The following is a 20,382-nucleotide window of genomic DNA, read 5'->3' on the forward strand; positions in this document are numbered from 1 at the left end:
GGAGAGATCCTATGTTTCAAAAAGCACTATGGCTAAGAACGTATCAACAAAGTAAATATGTTGTATGGTTATTTTGGCTCGTCAGCTTCTATAGTTTGTCATATAAATACTATATGACTTCTATTCAACAGCAACACTTTCTAAATGACAATAAAAAATGGAACTATGTATATCATTATCACTTTGATTTAACACTTTTAGATCCTATCATGCTGTTAGGTAGCATACTGACCATTCTAGCTTGTACGTTAATTGGATGGGAAAGACAAAATAACGCTAGCGACTTGTTATGGTCTATGCCCTTTAAACGTTCACACCTTTATATAACAAAGTGGTTGTTTGGAATCTGTAATATCGCCGCTGTTGTCATTTTAAACTGGGGGCTATTTGCTATTATGAAAAGGTTGACTTTTCATAATAAATATCAAGTATTTTCACCGTTTCATAGTTACTTTATATATATGTTAATTGTATTAATCGCTATTTATACACTTGCCTTATGTATAGGAACAATCGCTGGAAATGTGATATCGCAAGGATTTCTTACTGCAGCTATATTAATCTTCCCAGCGTTACTTCCATCTCTAATATCAGGAGTCATTGCTGTTCACTCGAGTGCCGACTTTCATGAGAACAATGGCATTATACATGATGTTATGGAAAACATACGTATTTCTAGTCCAGCAGAAGATTTTACTATTAACTTTAATTATGATCCACAAAGCGCTTATACTGATCAAAATGGAGTACGTCATAACGAACCAAACTTTACAAAGATTCCGCCGGCAAAAACATTGATTGCACCTATTGCACATATACTTATTTTATTACCACTCGGTATTTATTTATATGCCCGTTCAATCAATGAGCGAAATGGTAACTATCTATTATATCCAAAGTTACAAAAGTTAGTAATGGCATGCGCTATTTTCTTTGGTGGGATCGTTGGAGGTTTAATACTAAGTCGCGCGCACTCATTGTCCAGCTTTTACATCGGATTTTTAATAACTAGTTTCATTACGTATTTCTTCCTACCTAAAATATTAAAATGGAAAGTCTCTTGGAATTTCAAATAAAATAACCTCCTCTCGATGAGGAGGTTATTTCACATTCTCTCTCCTATCCCCATACACCATCTCTTCTTTCATCCCAAATCCATCACCATTTTGCACAATTTGCTCTGTCGGTGCAACTACACTTTCGGCAATTTTCCATTCCCCACGCTCTTTTACGAATACTTGTAGAAAATAGTTCATGCCATCTAATTGATATGCATTTTCTTTTTTCACATTATAGTGAATCGCAATGTAGTACACTTGAATGTTTTCTTTCCCTATTTTTGATACGTATTGCGATAGTCTCGGTATATAAAGTGCTGCTTTCTGAAAAGATAGTTGCTTCGCTTTAACAAGCGATGAACTTGTTACATTACGTAATGTGTCCCGATTACGAATATTATCGCTATGGTGGAATAATACTGCGTTTTGCATAGAACGAACCCATAATTTTGAATATAAGACTGTATTATCGTTTTCGATGTACTTCACTTCTTTTCGCACCACTTGGATAGGCGTATCTGCGTACGTGAATGTTTGAAAACAGAAAAAACTACCAAATAAAATGGTAAGTGCAGCAATATATTTCATAATCTTTCCTCCGATCTTTTAATTAAAGTATCGGAGTTTCAAAATATTTTTATTCAAAAGAAAAAGGATAGGAATGCTTTCGCTTCCTATCCTCATTTATTATAATACGCGGCCAAATAGTTCTAAGACCATTTCTATTTCTTGGTCGCTCCAACCTTTAAATCTCTCTTTATAATATTCTTTACGCACAGCTTCAAGTTTTTCAGTTACTTCTCTTCCGTGCTCTGTAATTTCTAAGTACACGATTCGACGATCTGAATTAGAACGTTTTCTTTCTACTAATCCTTTTCGTACGAGACGATCTGTAACAGCTGTAATATGACTGGAGGTTACGTTTACTTCACTCGCAATTTGCGAAGCCATCTGTGGACTGTTTAAAAATAACGCACGTAATACAGAAAATTCATTATATGGCATATGTTCTGCAAAACGTGTATTAATATCATTTTGTAATAAACGTATCATTTTTCGAAATGATGCAGATAAATCTAAAATCAGCGTTTCTCTTTTTTCGTTCAATAGCCTCGTCCCTTTTTTATCATATTTACACATATTATAATCTATAAATACCTATGTTGTATATGCTTTCTTTCCTCAACATTCTCATTTATGTAACTTTTTTCATATAAATTTCTTTTTTGTTCACACATATACATATAAAAAGGATGGTGATGGAAAATGCAGGGTGGAATGAATCCTTATTTACACAACGTACGCACTGCTAATACTGGTAAAGAAGCTACTATTACTGTACAAGGAGAAGGTGTTGTAAAAGCAAAACCGAATGTTGTTATATTAACACTCGGCATTCGAACAGATGATAAAAATGTAAAACAGGCTCAAGAAGAAAATGCAGTGCAATCCAAACAATTGCTGGATGCACTTAAACAGCTTGGTATTGCCGATAAAGATATAGAGACGATTTCTTATACAATTACTCCTCAATACGAATATGTAAATGATAAAGCATTGCTGCAAGGATACCGCGTGGAGCATTTGTATGAAATTACCGTTTTAAATGTACAAAAAGCTGGGGAAGTATATGATATAGCCGTTTCAAATGGTGCAAATGTAGCAAAAGGTTTACGTTTCCGAGTATCTCATCCAAATAAATATTATGAGCAAGCTCTCATTCAAGCTCTGCACCAAGCAGTAGAAAAAGCTCGTGCTATTGCGAGTACATATAATTTAAATATTAATCCTGTTCCCCTCTCATTCGTTGAAGAATCTGCCCAATTACCAAGGGAGGTTACGTCTTATGCTACTTTACATGCGCAAGCAGCTCCACCCATTCAATCGGGAGAGTTAGAAATTATTTCAACAATACGGGCAATTTTTACGTATTTATAAATAATTTCATTTATAAGTAAACGTTATCATTTTCCTTGTTGTAAAAACATGATGTTCTGATATAATAAAGGACGGTGAGCTCTTACGAAAGAGATATCACGGGTGGGAGAGGGATATGAAAAAGAAGGTTTAACATGAAAGGAATACTTGAAAGAACATTTAAATTAGGTTTACACGAAACATCACCAAAACAAGAAGTTTTAGCTGGAGTTACGTCATTTTTCACGATCGTATATATTATGATTGTAAATGCATCAATTTTATCCGATGCTGGCATTCCTCTTGAAGCTGGAATTTTAGCAACTGTTTTCAGTTCATTTGTCGGATGTCTACTCATGGCATTTTGGGCAAATGCACCTGCTATTCTTGTCCCTGGTATGGGTGTAAATGCATTCTTCACGTACACAGCTGTGCATACGCTTGGACTAACTTGGCAAGAAGCATTGGCTGCTGTCTTTATCTCTGGTATTATTTTTGCAATTGCCGCTTTTACACCAATCGCTCGCGTGCTATCAGTATCAATTCCAAAGTCATTAAAGGAAGCAATTACTGTCGGCATCGGATTATTTTTAGCGTTTATCGGATTGCAAAAAGGTGGCTTAGTCGTTTCGAACCCAAATACTGCTGTTGCAATGGGTAAATTAAGTAACCCTGTCGTTCTTGCGACCGTGCTTACTCTTATCGTTGCACTTGTACTATTTATTCGTAACGTACGTGGAAACTTTTTATGGACGATTGCAATAGGAACTGGTATTGCATGGCTATTTGGCCTTGTTGATACAAGTCAAATCGGAAATAGTTCATTCTCATTCGCTAATTACGGCGATGTGTTTGGAGCTATGTCATTTGGCAAACTTTCTTCCTTACCGTTTTGGATTGCAACATTCTCCTTAAGCATGGTGCTTATTTTTGAGAACATGGGACTTCTGCACGGTTTATTAGAAGATGACCGTAAATTCCCACGTGCTTACCAAGCCAATGCAATTTCAGCAATGACATGTGGTCTATTTGGCACAAGCCCTACCGTATCAACAGTAGAGAGTGCCGCAGGTATTACTGCAGGCGGAAAGACAGGTCTGACGTCTATCGTTACGGGGTTGTTATTCTTTGCATCATTGTTTGCACTTCCGTTTGTCAAACTAATTCCTGATAGTGCCATTGCACCAATCTTAATTATTATTGGCGGCCTGATGATTACAAGCATTCAGCAAATTCCTCTGAACGATTTTTCAGAAGGATTTCCAGCGTTCTTAATTATCGTCATGATCCCGCTCACATATAGTATCGCTGATGGCATTGCGTTCGGATTTATTGCTTACCCTATCTTAAAAGTTGCTCTTGGAAAGCGTAAAGAAGTCGCACCATCTATGTATATCATTACATGCTTATTCTTAGCTATGTTTGTATTACATGCTATTGGTTGAAAAAAAACACCGAGGAAATCCTCGGTGTTTTTTTACTTAAACCATCCTTTTTTATAAAACCAGGCCATCATTCCGCCGCCAATTAATGCCATTAGAAGAAGACAAATAAAATAACTATATTGTCCACCAAGCTCTGGCATATGCGTAAAGTTCATTCCATATACTCCCGCAATAAATGTTAATGGCATGAAAATAGTCGAGAATACAGTTAATGTTTTCATAATGTTATTCATATGATGTGAGTTTAATGAAAAATAACTATCCCGAATATCCGCCGTTAACTCTCGACTTGCCTCAATCATTTCCGTAAGTTTAAGTAAATGATCATGTATATCTTTAAAATAAATCTCATGATCACTTATACCGTAAAAACGAGTGGAATTCAAAATACGATACAATAAATCACGCATTGGAATAATTGTACGTCTTAACTTAGATAAATCTGCCCTAATATCAAATACTTCTTCTAGTACGGCTCCTGCTGTCTCACCTGTTAAGTTATCATCAATCGCATTTAAATGATCTTCAATGTAATATACAGGTGCGAAATAATCATCTACAATTTGATCAGTGATCGTATGTGCTACATGTAAAGGTCCTTTCTTAATCCGCCTCTTCTCACCAAGTGTTTTCCATACTCTTTCAATTGCATTATTATGAGAAAAATGGAAAGAAACAATATAGCGATCACTAACAAACAAATCAATTTCATGTGGTTCTAGCCCATCTTCTCCAAACGCGTGAAGAACTAAAAAGTTATATCCATCATAAAAATCAACTTTTGGCCTCTGTACGTATTCTAGACAGTCTTCAATTGCAAGGGGATGGAACTTAAAATGGTCTTGCAGAATATATGTATACTCTTCTTTCGTTGGCTTATATAAATCTAGCCAATACCATACAATATGGTCTTTCTTTGTTTCTTCTAGAGAAACATCATATAATACTTCATCTGTTTTTGTTACTGCACAAATTCTAATCATAATTTCACCCATTATTATTATAAACAAAAAATAGTAAAAAAAGCCAAGGAGAAATCTCCTCAGCTTTTTTTATTACTTCGTTACGATACCGTGTACTAAAGTTGGTGCATCTACGTGTTCTTTAGAGATCTTCATGTTCTCATAAATTTTCGCTTTTACATCTTCAACATTTTCGCGGTTTGCGTAAATTGTAACGAGAGATTCACCTTGCTTCACGCTATCGCCTACTTTTTTGCGCAGCATTAGACCAACTGCTAAATCAATTTCAGACTCTTTCGTTGCACGTCCTGCTCCTAAAAGCATTGCTGCTGTTCCGATTTCGTCTGCAACGATTTCTGATACATATCCGTCTTCTTTCGCTTCCACTTCAATTTTAAATTGTGCTTGTGGCAATTTAGAAGGGTCATCAACAACAGATGCGTCACCGCCTTGCGCTGATAAGAACGTTTTAAATGATTCTAGCGCTTTTCCGTTGTTCATTACTTCAATTAGCTTTTCACGTGCATCTTCTAAAGATGAAGCTTGTCCAGCAAGGTACACCATTTGACTTCCAAGTGTTAAACATAGCTCTTCTAAATCTTTCGGCCCTTTACCTTGTAATGTATCAATTGCTTCTTGAACTTCTAATGCGTTACCGATAGCTTCACCGAGTGGTTGACTCATATCAGAAATAACTGCCATCGTATTACGACCAACGTTATTACCGATACGTACCATTGCTTCTGCTAAACGTTTTGCATCTTCATCCGTTTTCATAAATGCACCTGCTCCAGTTTTTACATCAAGAACAATTGCATCTGCACCAGCAGCAATTTTTTTACTCATAATCGAACTTGCAATAAGCGGAATTGAGTTTACTGTTGCTGTTACATCACGAAGTGCATATAGCTTTTTATCAGCAGGTGTTAAGTTACCACTTTGGCCGATAACAGCGATTTTGTTTTCATTTACAAGACGCATGAATTCATCGTTTTCAATTTCCACATGGAATCCTGGAACTGCTTCTAATTTATCAATTGTACCACCAGTATGTCCTAAACCGCGTCCAGACATTTTCGCTACTGGTACATCTAAAGCAGCTACTAATGGACCTAATACAAGTGTCGTTGTATCACCAACACCACCTGTTGAATGCTTATCTACTTTTACACCTTCAATAGCCGATAAGTCGATTGTATCACCGCTATTTACCATTGCCATCGTTAAATCAGCACGCTCTTGATCGTTCATATCTTGGAAGAAAATTGCCATTGCAAGTGAACTTACTTGATAATCAGGAATATCACCATTCGTATATCCTTCAACAATAAAGTTAATTTCTTCTGTCGTTAATGCATGTCCGTCACGTTTTTTTGCAATTAGGTCCACCATTCTCATTGTGAAGTCACCCCTTCATTTGTTTTACGATTGCTTTTACTAATGCTAAGAAGTTAGCTTTAACACGTTCTGTCGTTTCAATTACTTCATCGTGGTGAAGTGGTTGATCTAAAATACCAGCTGCCATATTTGAAATACAAGAAATACCTAATACTTTCATACCAGCGTGACGCGCTACAATTACTTCAGGTACTGTTGACATACCAACTGCATCTCCGCCAAGTGTACGAAGCATACGAATTTCAGCAGGTGTTTCATATACAGGACCTGTCATTCCTACGTATACACCTTCTTGTACTTTAATATTTAAGTCTGCTGCAACTTGTTTCGCCATTTCGCGAAGTTCTACTGTATATGATGTAGACATATCAGGGAAACGTACGCCCATTTCAGAATCATTCGGTCCGATTAATGGATTCGTACCCATGAAGTTAATGTGGTCTGAAATTAACATAAGATCGCCTGGCTCAAATGATGTATTTACACCACCAGCTGCGTTTGTTACAACTACTGTTTCTACACCTAGTTCTTTCATAACACGAACTGGGAATGTTACTTTTTGCATGTCGTATCCTTCATAGAAGTGGAAACGTCCTTGCATTGCTACTACTGTTACACCTTGAAGTGTACCAAATACTAGTTGACCTGCATGGCCTTCTACAGTTGATACTGGGAATTCAGGGATTTCACTGTAAGGTACTGTTACTGCATTCTCAATTTCGTCTGCTAATACACCTAGTCCTGATCCAAGGATTAGTCCTACTTGTGGTGTCTCTTGAAACTTCTCTTTTAAGTATGAAGCTGATTTTGTAATAAGTTCACGATTCATTTGTTTATCCCCCTATTTCTTTAGCTCGTTTAAGAAGCTTGTTCCGTATTCTGGCATTTTCACACCGAAGTTTTCTGCTACTGTTGCACCAATATCAGCAAATGTTTGACGAAGTGGTAACTCTTGTCCGCCTTCTTTCATGCTTGGGCTATATGCTAATAATGGTACATATTCACGTGTATGGTCAGTACCAGGGTGAATTGGATCATTACCGTGGTCTGCTGTAATTAATAATAGATCATCTTCTTTTAGTTTTGCGAATACTTCTGGAAGACGTGCATCATATTCTTGCAGAGCTTCTCCGTATCCTTGTGGATCACGGCGGTGACCGAATAATGCATCAAAGTCAACTAAGTTTAAGAAGCTAAGACCTGTAAAGTCCATATTTAATGTATCTACAAGCTTATCCATTCCATCCATGTTAGACTTCGTACGAAGTGATTCAGTTACCCCTTCACCATCATAAATATCAGAGATTTTACCAATAGCAATTACATCGTAGTCACTATCTTTTAATTCGTTCATTACTGTACGGCCGAATGGTTTTAATGCATAGTCATGACGATTTGGTGTACGTGTAAAGTTTCCAGGTTCACCAACGAATGGACGAGCAATAACACGACCTACCATGTATTTCTCATCTAATGTTAATTCACGTGCAATTTTACAGATTTTATATAACTCATCAAGTGGCACTACTTCTTCGTGTGCTGCAATTTGCAATACGCTATCAGCAGAAGTATAAACGATTAAAGAGCCTGTTTCCATTTGCTCTTGACCAAGTTCATCAAGAATCTCAGTTCCAGAAGCTGGCTTATTACCGATAATTTTACGGCCTGTTTTTTCTTCTAATTCATCAAGTAATTCTTTCGGAAATCCTTCTGGGAACACTTGGAATGGTGTATCAATGTAAAGGCCCATGATTTCCCAGTGACCTGTCATTGTATCTTTACCAGTAGATTTCTCTTGCATTTTTGTGTAATATCCAAGTGGTTTCTCTACTTTAGAGATACCTTTCATTTCTCGAATGTTACCAAGACCTAATTTCACCATGTTAGGCATTTGTAACCCATTCATATGTTCAGCAATGTGACCAATTGTGTCAGATCCTAGATCACCAAATTGCTCAGCATCTGGTGCTTCACCGATTCCCACAGAGTCCATTACGACTAGGAATATACGTTTATATTTATTCATAACTGCGACCTCCTATAAGTTCAGTTCTACTTCTTGTAGTATGTTCAAAACGCTATAAAGTGAAACTGTTATCCAAAAGAATTCTCATTGTCAAACAGTACTTCTTTAAATCATTTTCTAACCTATTTCGTTTACTTGAAACGATTCAAAAACATTTCTAGTTTTTTCTAAGTCAGATGTCAGACATCTGATACTGATATCATAACATGTTTACGCTTTCTTTTTAATACATTTTCGTAGATTTTCTCATTTTCTTCACACTTCTATTGTAATCCATTCTGCAACGAAGTGCTAATTTTTTTATGATTTATTTCTTCATATTAAAAATAAAAAGTAGCTCTAAAGAGCTACTTTTTATTTTACTTCTATTGTTTCTTCTTTATGTTCATGCAATTCGCCTTTTCTTACATGTACTTTCACTTTGTAAGCACCGTTCTCTTTGAAAGTATGTTTCGTTTCATACTCTCCTTTATTCCCTTCTTTCGCTGGAATAAATTCGTGTTTTTCAACACCATCTTTCCAAATCTCTAGTTGTACTTCAGCACCAGTTAATGCTTCTTCTTTTTGCTTTAAATGAACTTTCATTGTAGATTCGGCATTTGCCTTTATGTCTCCAGCCATAAGATGGATCATTGTGTCACTTTTATGATCTCCATGTCCTGCACTGTGATCACTATTTTCTTTTTTCGCATCTTCTACTTTCGCATTTCCTACAGCAACTTTCACTTCTGGCATAACGTGCATTTCACGTGCATTTGTGTGAGCAATAATATGGTATACTCCATCCGTTTCGAATGTTTTCTCTACTGCATAAACACCTTTTCCTTTATGCTTACCATCTAACATCTCGTGCTTTTCGTCGCCATCTTTCCAAATTTCAAACTTTACATCATCGGCATCCGTTACTTTTTCTTTCCCTTGTGTAACAAGTGCTTGTACTTCTGTTTTTTCACCTGGTTTAATTTCTTTCGGATTTGTTTGGACTGCTACTTTTACAGCTTCAAGTTTCTGTTCTTTTTTCGGTTCTTCTTTGTTTGTATTACAGCCAGCCAACGCTAGCATCGCGATAAATAAAGTTATAATCAGTTTTTTCATCATCATTTCCTCCTTTATACTTTATTTAGTATAGAGGAAATACATTGTAATATTCTAGTCTTCTGCTGAAAACAATATACGAAATGTTTGTGAAGTTTCTGTGAAACGGTCTTCCCCTCTTAATCTATGAAAAAAAGAGCATAGTAACTATGCTCTCGGATGAAACTGTTTATATACATCTTTTAATCTAGTTTTTGAAACGTGCGTATAGATTTGCGTAGTTGAAATATCTGCATGTCCAAGCATTTCTTGTACAGCACGTAAATCTGCTCCATTTTCTAATAAGTGCGTAGCAAACGAGTGACGCAACGTATGAGGTGTAAGTTCTTTTTCAATATTTGCCTCTTTCGCTAATCGTTTTAATATTTTCCAAAATCCTTGTCTTGATAATCGATTACCATGATGGTTTAAAAAGAGTGCATCTACTACTTTTTTCCCCATTAATTCTCTTCTTCCTTTTTCAATATACTTTTGAATCGCTTCCGTTGCTAAACTTCCTAGTGGAATAATTCTTTCTTTATTCCCTTTCCCTATGCAACGAACAAATCCCATCGTTAAATGTACATCTTCTAAATTGAGTGCAATCAATTCTGAAACACGAAGTCCTGTCGCATACAGTAACTCTAGCATCGCCTTATCACGAATACCAAAAGCACTTGTCATTTTTGGTGTTTGAAGTAACGCCTCTACTTCATCAACTGATAATACCTTTGGTAATTTCCGTTCCCCTTGTGGCGTTTCAATATGTACGGATGGATCATGTTCTACCGCTCGTTCACGAAGTAAAAATTGGTGGAACGAACGAATTGATGCGATATGACGCGCCAATGTTTTCGAAGATTTTCCGTTCTCTTTTAAATACTGCAAAAAGTTAACAATGTGTAAACGGGTCACTTCATGAAAAGTTTTCGTCTGTTCCACATTTTGCAAATACTTTACGTAGCTTTTTAAATCCCGTTCATAAGATACTACTGTATTCTTTGCTAATCCTTTTTCGACAACCATATAATGAATAAAATCTTTTAATTGATCTTCCACTCTACACTACTCCCCATTTTCATAGAAAAACATCATTCTATTTACGAAAGCATCCTTTGCCGGTTCTTCATTCCCTGATACTTTTTCTACAGTCTCTTCTTTAGGTTTTTCATAACGATGATAGCTTTCATATTCTTCATTTATCCATAGTATAGCGAAATAAAACAAAATCGTACAACTTGTAAATAATAAAAATACTTTTATTCCATCAAAAGTTAATTTTAAAGCTCGGCGCATTGTAAATTCCTCCAAAATATAAGTTATTACAACATATGCCAAGCTTTCACCAATTTATACCTTATTCAAATAAAAAACCTCTTCCTAGATAAATAGGAAAAGGTTATTTTTCATCCGTTTCATTTTCTTGACAATTTTTACAAATCCCATGGAATGTTAAACGATGATCTTTCACCTTAAAGCTCCAGTCTCGTTCTACTTTCCTTTCCACTTCACCAAGTAAATCTTCTTGTATTTCTTGTACAGCACCACATTGTGTACAAATCAAATGATGGTGGAAACGCTGCGCACCTTCTTGGCGTAAGTCATAGCGTGAAACACCGTCTCCGAAGTTAATCTTATCGACAACTTTTAACTCAGATAATAGTTCTAAAGTTCGATAGACGGTTGCTAATCCGATCTCTGGCGACTTTTCTTTTACAAGGAGGTAAACATCTTCTGCGCTTAAATGATCTTCTTCATTTTCTAGCAGCACACGAACTGTTGCTTCACGTTGCGGTGTTAATTTGTAGCTCGCTGCATGTAATTGCTTCTTAATTCGTTCAATTCTTTCTTCCATTCGGTACTACTCCCTCCTCGCCACTCTTACACCATTATATCAGAAGAAGGGCTTCTGTCAAAAGAAAAAACAATAAAAACAAATTGATAATTATTCTCAAAAAGTATTTATTTTTTATTAATAGCCTCAACGACTTCTTTCATTAAAACTGGTGATGCGTAAGCCTCCACACTAGAAGCAAGTGCTAACACCACTCCAATTACGAGAAAGAAGCATGTATAACGGATTAATAATGGTAATAGTGGCTCGGTTATTTTTCTAATAAATTGATGCCTAATCATCCGTAAAGAAAAACTTGCAGCAATGGTTGTCATAACGAGAAAGACTGGAATGATAATTAAATTTTGTGGCAAAACAGATACAAATGCTAATAATAGTCCATTCCATCCATGCTGACTTACTAAAAAACCAACTGTAAATCCAACGACAACTCCTTTTACAAATAATAAAATAAAAATAATTGGTAATCCAATAATTGAAATTCCTAAAATCCAAATAAATCCGATGTATTTTAATTGCGAAAAGTAACTTTCTCGAAACATTTCGCCCGCAATGGCAAATTCTCCTTTAGAGACTTGTCCAAAAAAACGTTGTAAATAAAATGATAAATCTTGTTTTTGATTGATTTGTAAACTATTCACGAGAATGGCTCCGAATATTACTCCCATCAATAATAAAACAGCGTTAAATATATATAATGAAGAGTTTTCCTGTATGTGAGACATTACACGGTCTTGCCAATTTTTTCGCCACATTTTTCTTCCCTCCGTTCACACTCTTATTAAAAATGTATGAAAGAAAGAAAAAAGTATGACGAATTAACATTGAAATTCCGCTCTACTTTGCTAAACTAAAAAGTAGAGAATAGGAGGGATTTCTCTTGAAACCATTATTATTAGATTTTCCAACATTATTTCAAACTGAACGCTTGCAAGTTCGTAAACCATTTCCAGGTGATGGTGCAGAAGTATATGAAGCAATCCAAGCTTCTCTAGAAGACTTAGTACCGTGGATACCAATTAACGCTGAAACAGAAGAGAGTGCTGAAGAAATTGTTCGCGAAGCTCACGGACAGTTTTTACTTCGTGAAACACTTGATTTTCACTTATACGATAAAGTATCTGGTACATTCATCGGAGCAATTACACTAAAGCCTGAAAACTGGGATATTCCAAAGTTTTCACTTCACTTCTGGCTACATAGTGCCTATACAAAACAAGGCTATATGACCGAAGCTGTTAAAGGTGCAATTCAGTTCGCCTTTGATAAACTAGGCGCTAGAAGAATTGAAATTCGTACTGATGCAACAAATATAAATGCATGTAGCTTAGCAGAACGTCTAGAATTCATTCTAGAAGGGACAATGGAAAATGATTTCCTAGCACCAGATGGTAGCTTACGTGATGCACGTGTATATGCAAAAATCAATTAAAAAACACTCGCCTTTGGCGAGTGTTTATTTTTGTAGTTGTAAATATTGTACTGCAAACATCGTCTTCGCATCATGAATACGAAGATTTTTCATAAGAGTAATCGCTTCTTCTAACGATACTTCCATTAATTCCACAAACTCATCTTCATCTAACTCAGCTTTATTTTCTTTTCTTGTCAAACCTGTCGCTTTATATACATATAAAATTTCATCTGCGAATCCTGGAGATGTATAGAAAGAAGTAATGAGCTCCATATTTTCACATACATATCCTGTTTCCTCTTCTAATTCACGAACTGCTGTTACCTCAGGTTTTTCACCAGGTTCTAACTTGCCAGCCGGAATTTCTATAATCGCCTTTTCAAGTGCTTTACGATACTGCTCAACAAGCACAATTTTCCCCTCATCAGTAATAGCAATAATAGCAACTGCACCAGGGTGATTTACAATTTCACGTTTACTCATTGCTCCATTTGGTAATACTACATCATCAACACGAACTTTTATAACTCTACCATCAAAAATTGGCTCAGTTTTTACTGTTCTCTCTGCAAGATTACTCATACTACTTCATCTCCCTGTTCTATTTCCTATTCTTTCCTCATACATTTTACCACATTGAAAGGAGCGTGATAGAAATGAAAGTTTATATTTTACCAAATCGCGTCACTTTAGTCGGAAAAGCATGGCAAATTCGCCATAAGCTAAAGCAATATAGCAAAGAGTATACAACTGTACAAGAGTGGATTACAGCAAATAAAGTGAAACATTAATCATGCTTTTACGGGCAGTTAATGCGAAGCGGAAAGTAAACGTTTGTCAACCTCTTTTCCCTCTCGTACAATAAAGGTAAGGAGGTTGACCTATGAAAAAACGTCAATTAGGAAACTCAGATTTGTTTGTTACAGAAATGGGCCTTGGCTGTATGTCTCTCGGTACATCTGAAACAGAAGCTATGCATATTATCGATGAAGCGATCGATTTAGGAATTAATTTTTTTGATACAGCAGATTTATATGATTACGGATTAAATGAAGAATTTGTTGGAAAAGCCTTGAAGGGAAGAAGAGACCAAATTGTACTTACAACGAAGGTTGGAAATCGTTGGACAGAAGAAAAAAATGGCTGGTCTTGGGATCCTTCTAAAGCTTACATAAAGACTGAAGTAAAGGAAAGTTTACGTAGACTTCAAACTGATTATATTGACCTTTACCAACTTCATGGCGGAACAATTGAAGATCCAATAGATGAAACAATTGAAGCTTTTGAAGAATTGAAAAAGGAAGGTATTATTCGCCATTACGGTATTTCTTCTATACGCCCAAATGTCGTTCGTGAATATGCAAAACGCTCAAACATCGTTAGTGTACTAATGGAATATAACCTTTTAAATCGTCGTCCAGAAGAATGGTTCCCCCTTCTAAATGAACACCAAATTAGCGTCATTGCCCGCGGGCCACTTGCAAAAGGAATTTTAACTGACAATAATGCAAGAAAGATAGAAAGAGTAAAGGAAAAGGATTATCTCTCTTATTCTTACGATGAATTACATGCAACTCTAGCAAGTGTAAAAGAAATGATTGGAGAACGCTCTTTAACAGGAACAGCTATTCAATATTGCTTACATAATAAGACTGTTGCAACTGTTATACCTGGTGCAAGCTCTCTTCAACAATTACAGGAAAATATACGAGCTAGTCAACAGTTACCTTTAACGAAAGAAGAATATATACAACTTCAAAAGATTGTTAAATATGACACATATGCTTTGCATCGTTAAAAATATCGAATTACCGATAAAACAGAAGACTGTCTCCAGTATTAGGAGACAGTCTTTTTTATAACGTATCATATTTATCAGGATTCGTTCCTACATGTAAATCACGATTCAACGTGTTAATTTGACGTATCTCTTCTTCAGTTAGTGCAAAATCAGAAATAGTAAAGTTTTCTTTAATACGAGATGGTGTAACAGATTTAGGAATTGTAACAATCCCGCTTTGAATATCCCACCTTAATATAACTTGTGCAGGTGTTTTTTCATATTTGTTAGCAATAGCCTGAATGATTGGATGCTGGAATACTTCTCCGCCCCTCATTAACGGACTCCATGCTTCCATTTGAATTTGCTCATCTTGACAATAATTTCGCAACTCAAATTGCGTCAACATCGGATGAAGTTCCACTTGGTTTACCATCGGCTTCACTTTGCAATTTGGTAATAATAGTTCTAAATGATGTTTATGAAAATTAGAAACACCAATCGCACGCACTTTACCTTCTTCATACAATTTCTCTAAAGCTCGGTACGTATCAACATACTTCCCTCTTACCGGCCAATGTATTAAATATAAATCTACATAGTCCATTTGTAATTTTTTCAAACTCTTTTCAAACGCCTCGAGTGTCTCCTCATATCCTTGATCGTCGTTCCATACTTTTGTTGTAATAAATATATCTTCTCTTGGAATTCCTGATTCACGTATCGCCTCTCCGACACCGCTTTCATTTTCATATACAGTTGCTGTATCAATCGAACGGTATCCAACTTCTAACGCTGTTTTTACTGCTTGCTTTACTTCGTCTCCTTCTTTCGCTTTATATACGCCTAGACCAATCATCGGCATTTTCACGCCATTATGAAGTGTAGTTGTTGGAATATGCACAGTCGTCTCCCTTTCATTGTTACATTTTTTATAAGCCACAATTTTATTTCAACAAGATTCATCCCAAAAGTCAAAACATACGTACAGTTTACATAACACTTTTATATAGCTAAAAAATAGCGTGAACTCATTCATTCACGTTATTTTTTCTCCATTCTTTCGCTTTTTCATCCACATTGCGCACAAACTCATTTTTTCCTTCCGTATATAACGCGCCATCATATGTATACTTTTCGGCTAATTCTTTCTTTAAGGTTGCATATGCCTCTGCTTCTTCACAATGAGCCATCATATAATCACGAAATGCTAAATGCCTTACTATCTCTGGATTTCCTTTTTCAAACACGTGTAAATGATACGAGCGTTTTTCTTCAGTTCCATGAATAAAATATCGGCGTCTTGAAATACCATTTTCCCCTTTTACGATGTAACCAAGCTCTATAAATCGTTCATTCCACCCATCTACTCTTTCGATATTTTCTACTTCCATGATCATATCAATAATAGGTTTAGCTGCCAGTCCGGGAACTGACGTACTTCCAATATGATAAATTTTTACCGTTTCTGGCATCGCTGATTTTAATCTTTTAGCCTCCATTTGAAATTTTTCACTCCAATGGTTTTCATGTGGAACAACGACAATTTTTCTCATTCTAACTCCCCTTTTCTTACAAGCTCGTCAAAAAATGATCAGTGGTATTTCACTGATCATTTTTTTATTATTTAAAGTCTTTCCAAGTAAGGTTACTTTCACTTAGCAGTTCTTCAAATGATTTATTCTTTTCACGTTCTTTTTGTTCTTGGCGCTTTCTTTCCAGTTCAGCTGCCTCTTTTTCCTCTTCCCTCACTTGCAACTCTTTCTTCTTACTCTTTAATTGTTGCATGAGTGAATCATTTAATTGATCGCCTAATGTAAGTGTTTCTTTCTTTGGTTGATTCACTTGTGATTGTCTTTGCATTTGTCTTTGTTTCTTTTTCTTCATGCTACTCACCTTTTACTTTTTTCTCCATTATAGTAGATACACAATGAAATCGACAATAAAAAAGGGTCTTTACTCTATTATTCACTTTTTGTAAATATGTTAATTTTTCGAAAAGACTAAATTTTTATGTAGCTATAATCCTATGAATCTATTAAAATTATGTCGTATGATGTCAGATTATAAAAAAGGAGAATTATATTATGTGGAAAAAAATTATTCCTGCCGTTGCTGTTTTAAGCACCATTACTTTTTCAAGCGTATTTGCCGCTCCCCCATCTCAGAATCCAGCTGAACAAAACCGCTACATAGACGTACAAATGCTTGGTATTAATGATCTCCATGGACAACTAGATACTGTTAAAAAAATCAATAATAAAGAAGCTGGTGGCGCTGATTACTTAGCTACTTATTTAAAAGAACATAAAAAACAAAACCCTAATACACTTCTCGTACATGCTGGTGATATCGTCGGAGCTAGTCCACCAGTTTCAGCATTATTACAAGATGAACCGACGATTGAATTTTTAAATGACTTAAAATTTGATGTCGGTACAATCGGGAACCATGAATTTGATGAAGGCATTGATGAAATGAAACGCCTCATTTACGGTGGATATCATGAAAAAACAGGAAATTTCAAAGGGGCTAACTTCCCCTATGTAGCTGCTAATTTCTATAACAAATCAACTGGCCGCTTATTTTTACCACCATTTACTGTAAAAATGGTAGATGGTGTTCCTGTAGGATTCATTGGGGTTGTTACAACTGATACACCAAATGTCGTTATGCCTACGATGCTTAACAATGTACAAATTACTGATGAAGTAGAAGCAATTAATAAATCAACACAACAATTAAAACGCCTCGGCGTTAAATCTATCGTCGTTCTTGCTCATGTCGGTGGAACAACCGATGAGTCTGGGGTAACAAATGGCGATCTTACTCGAATTGCAAATGAAACAGACCCAGAAGTTGATGTTATTTTCGGTGGACATAGTCATACGTATGTAAATGGTACAGTAAACAATAAACTAATTGTCCAAGCAAATTCATACGGAATGGCTTTCTCAGACGTCGATGTAACAATTGATCGTAAAACAAAGGATATTGTAAAGAAAAAAGCTGAAGTTGTTACAACGTATCATGAAGGTGTAGAACCTGATAAACAAGTAAAGAAAAAACTAGATCAATATAAAGAAAAAATCGCACCACTTGTAAATGAAGTGGTCGGAAAATCTACAGCACCTATCGACCGTAAACAAAATGATGCTGGTGAGTCCACTCTTGGAAATTTAGTTGCCGATGCTCAGCGTCAAACGATGCAAACTCAAATCTCCCTCATGAATCCTGGTGGCATTCGTAATGACTTAGATGCTGGTGATATTACGTGGGGTGAGTTATACGGCATTCAACCTTTTGGAAATCAATTGGTTAAAGTAGATTTAACAGGTCAAGACATTCGCGATATTTTAAATCAGCAATGGCAAAAAGGAACAACAAGAATGCTTCAAATTTCAGGTATTCAATATACGTGGGATGCAAATAAACCAAACGGTGAAAAAGTTACAAATATACGTTTAACAAACGGAGAAGAATTATCTCCATCTACAACGTATAGCGTAGTTGCAAATGCCTTCTTAGCTTCTGGCGGTGATGGATTCGTATCATTTAAAAATGGTAAAAATGCAGAAACTGGGCCAAACGACTTTGAAGCGTTAGTCAATTACGTAAAACAATTAAAAGAACCAATTCAGCCAGTTATTGATGGAAGAATTCAAAAAGTAAATTAAGTGTTTCTCTAATAATAAATTTCATTTTTCACGTATAAAGGATTTGTACTGATCCTCTATTTTATACGTAATATACATCATAAAAAGGATACTCGTTCTTCTAATGAACATAGTATCCTTTTCTTTAGTTATCAAAATGTGATGTTTTGTCAACTTCATATTGCTGTAAAAATTGTTGCAACGCCTCTTCTACAAGTTTAGATTTTTGAATTCCTTTCGATTCTGATATAAGGTCCAATCTTGCTAATATTTCTGTATTAATAGAAAAGGTTCGTCTCTTTTTCTCTGTACTTTTACTCACAATTGGTGCAATTACTTCTTCTCTTTTTCTTAATAACTCATAAATACTTTGTAATTGCTCATAAATTAATAATTGATAATCTGTTTTCTCATATTGAAGGGCGGTCGCTTCTTGGAGTTGTAAGTGACGTGGTTCTTCTCCATCTCCTACAAAAATACGTTTCTTCTGCTCTCCATCATATTCGTATCCAATCAATCTTAATTTCTTCGATAATGTATACGGGCTTATTTCAAGACGTTTTGCTATAATAGCGATGGATTCACGTCTATTTAAACCATCTATAATTTCTCCAATCGTCACAATTTCCCTCCTCCCGTGTTGAAATGACACTAGTATGGTATGTTACAATGATTTTCTAACAGTATATGCAAAATGAATAGCCTGTGCGATTCATACGATTTCACAAAAGGAGGTTTTCAATATGCTTTTTCGTAGCTACACCCCTCAGTTCTATAACGAAAACAAACAACTTATTCCTAATAGTATCGCTACGATAGAAAGCGTTATGATTAATAATCGAAAACAAACTCTCCTTATGCGTGGACAAAACGTAGAGCAACCTATTTTATTATGCTGTCACGGCGGACCTGGGATGGCACAAATCGGATTTATTCGCCATTTTCAAAAAGAATTAGAGAAGCAATTTATTGTTATTAATTGGGATCAGCGCGGAGCTGGTAAATCCTTTTCAATGAAAGATTTCGGAGCAAATTTCACAATCGAACAATTCGTTTCCGATGCAAAAGAAGTGATTCAATATGTACTTAAAAAGTTCAACAAACAAAAACTATTTCTCGCTGGTCATTCTTGGGGAAGTATTATTGGGCTTAACATAGCACATCAATATCCAAAGTATATCGAGGCTTACATCGGTATTGGGCAAATTGTACATATGAAACAAAATGAAGAATTGCTATATCAACATTTAATTCATTCTGCAAAAAAACATGATCATAAAAAAGCATTAGCTTCCCTTTTAAAATTAGGCAAACCACCATTTTTAGATACGAGACGTCTCATTATTCAAAGAAAGTGGCTTGGCACATTTGGAGGCGCAATCCAAAACGGATCTTCCTTTTCTTTCATACGAAAAGGTTTCTTTTCTCCCGAATATACGCTATTAGATTGGTTCAAGTTTCTCGCAGGAAATTTAAAATCTGGCATTTTATGGGAAGAAATGCTGACAATCGATTTCTTTTCTTCTATCTCAAGTTTATCTATTCCAGTTTATTTTTGTTCTGGTCGCTATGATTATCAAACTCCTTATGCACTCGTTCAGGAATATTGCGATATTATTGAAGCGCCTATAAAAAAGATGATTTGGTTCCCAAATTCAGCACATTCTCCTGATTTAGAAGAACCAGAATTATTCGCTAATTCTTTACAATCAATTAAACAAGAGCTAGCTTTTCAGCATTAGTAACAAAAGGCTCTTTTACATTTCATAGAAAACATTTTATAATAATATGTCGCAA

General features: G+C 35.6%; 24 protein-coding genes. 8 read left to right on the forward strand and 16 right to left on the reverse strand.

Annotated features, from left to right (window positions below):
- Window positions 1–11: 11 nt before the first annotated feature.
- Window positions 12–1,076 carry an ABC-2 transporter permease gene (locus tag GD442_RS19680; protein ID WP_000486538.1) on the forward strand — a complete coding sequence of 355 codons (1,065 nt, stop codon included), beginning with the start codon at window positions 12–14 and terminating at the stop codon, window positions 1,074–1,076.
- Window positions 1,077–1,100: 24 nt separating this feature from the next.
- Here GD442_RS19680 and GD442_RS19685 read toward each other — a convergent pair whose 3' ends face one another.
- Together GD442_RS19685 and GD442_RS19690 are read right to left on the reverse strand one after the other, a co-directional pair.
- The gene (locus tag GD442_RS19685; RefSeq protein WP_000873787.1) at window positions 1,101–1,646 is read right to left on the reverse strand and encodes a hypothetical protein; all 546 of its coding nucleotides are present in this window, start codon (window positions 1,644–1,646) and stop codon (window positions 1,101–1,103) included.
- 99 nt (window positions 1,647–1,745) lie between these two features.
- Window positions 1,746–2,165, reverse strand: coding sequence for a MarR family winged helix-turn-helix transcriptional regulator (locus GD442_RS19690; RefSeq protein WP_001003307.1), 420 nt, complete (start codon window positions 2,163–2,165; stop codon window positions 1,746–1,748).
- A 159-nt stretch (window positions 2,166–2,324) separates the two neighbouring features.
- On the opposite strand from GD442_RS19690, the gene GD442_RS19695 reads away from it, so the two are divergent.
- Both GD442_RS19695 and GD442_RS19700 read left to right on the forward strand, forming a co-directional pair.
- On the forward strand, window positions 2,325–2,996 hold the full coding sequence (locus GD442_RS19695; protein ID WP_001161449.1) for an SIMPL domain-containing protein: 672 nt from the start codon (window positions 2,325–2,327) through the stop codon (window positions 2,994–2,996).
- A 134-nt stretch (window positions 2,997–3,130) separates the two neighbouring features.
- The gene (locus GD442_RS19700) at window positions 3,131–4,420 is read left to right on the forward strand and encodes an NCS2 family permease (protein ID WP_000676248.1); all 1,290 of its coding nucleotides are present in this window, start codon (window positions 3,131–3,133) and stop codon (window positions 4,418–4,420) included.
- A gap of 32 nt (window positions 4,421–4,452) precedes the next feature.
- Here GD442_RS19700 and corA read toward each other — a convergent pair whose 3' ends face one another.
- The 9 genes from corA to spoIIM all read right to left on the reverse strand — a co-directional run bounded on the left by corA (window position 4,453) and on the right by spoIIM (window position 12,460).
- Entirely contained in the window at window positions 4,453–5,415 is a 963-nt protein-coding gene (gene corA, locus GD442_RS19705; protein ID WP_002026281.1) for a magnesium/cobalt transporter CorA, read from the reverse strand.
- A 60-nt stretch (window positions 5,416–5,475) separates the two neighbouring features.
- On the reverse strand, window positions 5,476–6,780 hold the full coding sequence (locus tag GD442_RS19710; RefSeq protein ID WP_001243069.1) for a pyrimidine-nucleoside phosphorylase: 1,305 nt from the start codon (window positions 6,778–6,780) through the stop codon (window positions 5,476–5,478).
- A 7-nt stretch (window positions 6,781–6,787) separates the two neighbouring features.
- Window positions 6,788–7,609 carry a purine-nucleoside phosphorylase gene (locus GD442_RS19715; RefSeq protein WP_001078446.1) on the reverse strand — a complete coding sequence of 274 codons (822 nt, stop codon included), beginning with the start codon at window positions 7,607–7,609 and terminating at the stop codon, window positions 6,788–6,790.
- 12 nt (window positions 7,610–7,621) lie between these two features.
- Window positions 7,622–8,806, reverse strand: coding sequence for a phosphopentomutase (deoB, locus tag GD442_RS19720; protein WP_001046079.1), 1,185 nt, complete (start codon window positions 8,804–8,806; stop codon window positions 7,622–7,624).
- 354 nt (window positions 8,807–9,160) lie between these two features.
- The gene (locus GD442_RS19725; protein WP_000733456.1) at window positions 9,161–9,901 is read right to left on the reverse strand and encodes a FixH family protein; all 741 of its coding nucleotides are present in this window, start codon (window positions 9,899–9,901) and stop codon (window positions 9,161–9,163) included.
- A 147-nt stretch (window positions 9,902–10,048) separates the two neighbouring features.
- The gene (xerD, locus tag GD442_RS19730) at window positions 10,049–10,939 is read right to left on the reverse strand and encodes a site-specific tyrosine recombinase XerD (RefSeq protein ID WP_000390088.1); all 891 of its coding nucleotides are present in this window, start codon (window positions 10,937–10,939) and stop codon (window positions 10,049–10,051) included.
- A gap of 6 nt (window positions 10,940–10,945) precedes the next feature.
- The gene (locus tag GD442_RS19735; RefSeq protein WP_001250432.1) at window positions 10,946–11,176 is read right to left on the reverse strand and encodes a YqzK family protein; all 231 of its coding nucleotides are present in this window, start codon (window positions 11,174–11,176) and stop codon (window positions 10,946–10,948) included.
- 103 nt (window positions 11,177–11,279) lie between these two features.
- The gene (fur, locus tag GD442_RS19740) at window positions 11,280–11,735 is read right to left on the reverse strand and encodes a ferric iron uptake transcriptional regulator (RefSeq protein ID WP_000392657.1); all 456 of its coding nucleotides are present in this window, start codon (window positions 11,733–11,735) and stop codon (window positions 11,280–11,282) included.
- Window positions 11,736–11,842: 107 nt separating this feature from the next.
- Window positions 11,843–12,460, reverse strand: coding sequence for a stage II sporulation protein M (gene spoIIM, locus GD442_RS19745; protein ID WP_236582420.1), 618 nt, complete (start codon window positions 12,458–12,460; stop codon window positions 11,843–11,845).
- Window positions 12,461–12,615: 155 nt separating this feature from the next.
- Between spoIIM and GD442_RS19750 the strand changes: the two genes are divergently transcribed.
- Window positions 12,616–13,167: a GNAT family N-acetyltransferase gene (locus GD442_RS19750; RefSeq protein WP_000803479.1), complete on the forward strand. Its 552-nt coding sequence runs from the start codon at window positions 12,616–12,618 to the stop codon at window positions 13,165–13,167.
- 24 nt (window positions 13,168–13,191) lie between these two features.
- Here the strand turns inward: GD442_RS19750 and GD442_RS19755 are convergent, their stop codons facing one another.
- Window positions 13,192–13,731, reverse strand: coding sequence for an NUDIX hydrolase (locus GD442_RS19755; RefSeq protein WP_098213727.1), 540 nt, complete (start codon window positions 13,729–13,731; stop codon window positions 13,192–13,194).
- Between the two features lie 74 nt (window positions 13,732–13,805).
- Here GD442_RS19755 and mciZ point away from each other — a divergent pair, with 74 nt between their 5' ends.
- Together mciZ and GD442_RS19765 are read left to right on the forward strand one after the other, a co-directional pair.
- Window positions 13,806–13,940, forward strand: coding sequence for a Z-ring formation inhibitor MciZ (gene mciZ / locus GD442_RS19760; protein ID WP_000870302.1), 135 nt, complete (start codon window positions 13,806–13,808; stop codon window positions 13,938–13,940).
- 92 nt (window positions 13,941–14,032) lie between these two features.
- The gene (locus GD442_RS19765) at window positions 14,033–14,947 is read left to right on the forward strand and encodes an aldo/keto reductase (protein WP_098213728.1); all 915 of its coding nucleotides are present in this window, start codon (window positions 14,033–14,035) and stop codon (window positions 14,945–14,947) included.
- Between the two features lie 58 nt (window positions 14,948–15,005).
- Here GD442_RS19765 and GD442_RS19770 read toward each other — a convergent pair whose 3' ends face one another.
- From GD442_RS19770 to GD442_RS19780, 3 genes are all read right to left on the reverse strand, one after another.
- The gene (locus tag GD442_RS19770) at window positions 15,006–15,833 is read right to left on the reverse strand and encodes an aldo/keto reductase (protein WP_000547993.1); all 828 of its coding nucleotides are present in this window, start codon (window positions 15,831–15,833) and stop codon (window positions 15,006–15,008) included.
- 127 nt (window positions 15,834–15,960) lie between these two features.
- A complete protein-coding gene (locus GD442_RS19775; protein ID WP_001227190.1) occupies window positions 15,961–16,485 on the reverse strand; it encodes a GrpB family protein in 525 nt (174 codons plus the stop codon).
- A 67-nt stretch (window positions 16,486–16,552) separates the two neighbouring features.
- The gene (locus GD442_RS19780) at window positions 16,553–16,816 is read right to left on the reverse strand and encodes a YqkE family protein (protein WP_000727561.1); all 264 of its coding nucleotides are present in this window, start codon (window positions 16,814–16,816) and stop codon (window positions 16,553–16,555) included.
- Window positions 16,817–17,016: 200 nt separating this feature from the next.
- Here GD442_RS19780 and GD442_RS19785 point away from each other — a divergent pair, with 200 nt between their 5' ends.
- Window positions 17,017–18,606, forward strand: a complete 1,590-nt coding sequence (locus GD442_RS19785) for a bifunctional metallophosphatase/5'-nucleotidase (protein WP_159365145.1) — start codon at window positions 17,017–17,019, stop codon at window positions 18,604–18,606.
- A gap of 124 nt (window positions 18,607–18,730) precedes the next feature.
- Here the strand turns inward: GD442_RS19785 and GD442_RS19790 are convergent, their stop codons facing one another.
- Complete coding sequence (locus GD442_RS19790; RefSeq protein WP_000151931.1) at window positions 18,731–19,207, reverse strand: ribbon-helix-helix domain-containing protein; 477 nt, start codon at window positions 19,205–19,207, stop codon at window positions 18,731–18,733.
- 121 nt (window positions 19,208–19,328) lie between these two features.
- Between GD442_RS19790 and GD442_RS19795 the strand changes: the two genes are divergently transcribed.
- Window positions 19,329–20,327: an alpha/beta fold hydrolase gene (locus GD442_RS19795; protein WP_000898969.1), complete on the forward strand. Its 999-nt coding sequence runs from the start codon at window positions 19,329–19,331 to the stop codon at window positions 20,325–20,327.
- Window positions 20,328–20,382: the final 55 nt, after the last annotated feature.

Origin of the sequence: Bacillus sp. A260, assembly GCF_009861435.1 — a bacterium.
GTDB lineage: Bacteria > Bacillota > Bacilli > Bacillales > Bacillaceae_G > Bacillus_A > Bacillus_A cereus.

What these genes read in the sequence shown, in the direction of transcription:
- GD442_RS19715 (WP_001078446.1), bottom strand. Translation starts at nt 7,609, where the DNA reads ATGAATCGTGAACTTATTACAAAATCAGCTTCATACTTAAAAGAGAAG.
- GD442_RS19685 (WP_000873787.1), bottom strand. Translation starts at nt 1,646, where the DNA reads ATGAAATATATTGCTGCACTTACCATTTTATTTGGTAGTTTTTTCTGT.
- GD442_RS19775 (WP_001227190.1), bottom strand. Translation starts at nt 16,485, where the DNA reads ATGAGAAAAATTGTCGTTGTTCCACATGAAAACCATTGGAGTGAAAAA.
- fur (WP_000392657.1), bottom strand. Translation starts at nt 11,735, where the DNA reads ATGGAAGAAAGAATTGAACGAATTAAGAAGCAATTACATGCAGCGAGC.
- GD442_RS19700 (WP_000676248.1), top strand. Translation starts at nt 3,131, where the DNA reads ATGAAAGGAATACTTGAAAGAACATTTAAATTAGGTTTACACGAAACA.
- GD442_RS19725 (WP_000733456.1), bottom strand. Translation starts at nt 9,901, where the DNA reads ATGAAAAAACTGATTATAACTTTATTTATCGCGATGCTAGCGTTGGCT.
- corA (WP_002026281.1), bottom strand. Translation starts at nt 5,415, where the DNA reads ATGGGTGAAATTATGATTAGAATTTGTGCAGTAACAAAAACAGATGAA.
- GD442_RS19785 (WP_159365145.1), top strand. Translation starts at nt 17,017, where the DNA reads ATGTGGAAAAAAATTATTCCTGCCGTTGCTGTTTTAAGCACCATTACT.
- GD442_RS19735 (WP_001250432.1), bottom strand. Translation starts at nt 11,176, where the DNA reads ATGCGCCGAGCTTTAAAATTAACTTTTGATGGAATAAAAGTATTTTTA.
- mciZ (WP_000870302.1), top strand. Translation starts at nt 13,806, where the DNA reads ATGAAAGTTTATATTTTACCAAATCGCGTCACTTTAGTCGGAAAAGCA.
- GD442_RS19755 (WP_098213727.1), bottom strand. Translation starts at nt 13,731, where the DNA reads ATGAGTAATCTTGCAGAGAGAACAGTAAAAACTGAGCCAATTTTTGAT.
- spoIIM (WP_236582420.1), bottom strand. Translation starts at nt 12,460, where the DNA reads ATGTCTCACATACAGGAAAACTCTTCATTATATATATTTAACGCTGTT.
- deoB (WP_001046079.1), bottom strand. Translation starts at nt 8,806, where the DNA reads ATGAATAAATATAAACGTATATTCCTAGTCGTAATGGACTCTGTGGGA.
- GD442_RS19680 (WP_000486538.1), top strand. Translation starts at nt 12, where the DNA reads ATGTTTCAAAAAGCACTATGGCTAAGAACGTATCAACAAAGTAAATAT.
- GD442_RS19780 (WP_000727561.1), bottom strand. Translation starts at nt 16,816, where the DNA reads ATGAAGAAAAAGAAACAAAGACAAATGCAAAGACAATCACAAGTGAAT.
- GD442_RS19795 (WP_000898969.1), top strand. Translation starts at nt 19,329, where the DNA reads ATGCTTTTTCGTAGCTACACCCCTCAGTTCTATAACGAAAACAAACAA.
- GD442_RS19710 (WP_001243069.1), bottom strand. Translation starts at nt 6,780, where the DNA reads ATGAGAATGGTGGACCTAATTGCAAAAAAACGTGACGGACATGCATTA.
- GD442_RS19765 (WP_098213728.1), top strand. Translation starts at nt 14,033, where the DNA reads ATGAAAAAACGTCAATTAGGAAACTCAGATTTGTTTGTTACAGAAATG.
- GD442_RS19695 (WP_001161449.1), top strand. Translation starts at nt 2,325, where the DNA reads ATGCAGGGTGGAATGAATCCTTATTTACACAACGTACGCACTGCTAAT.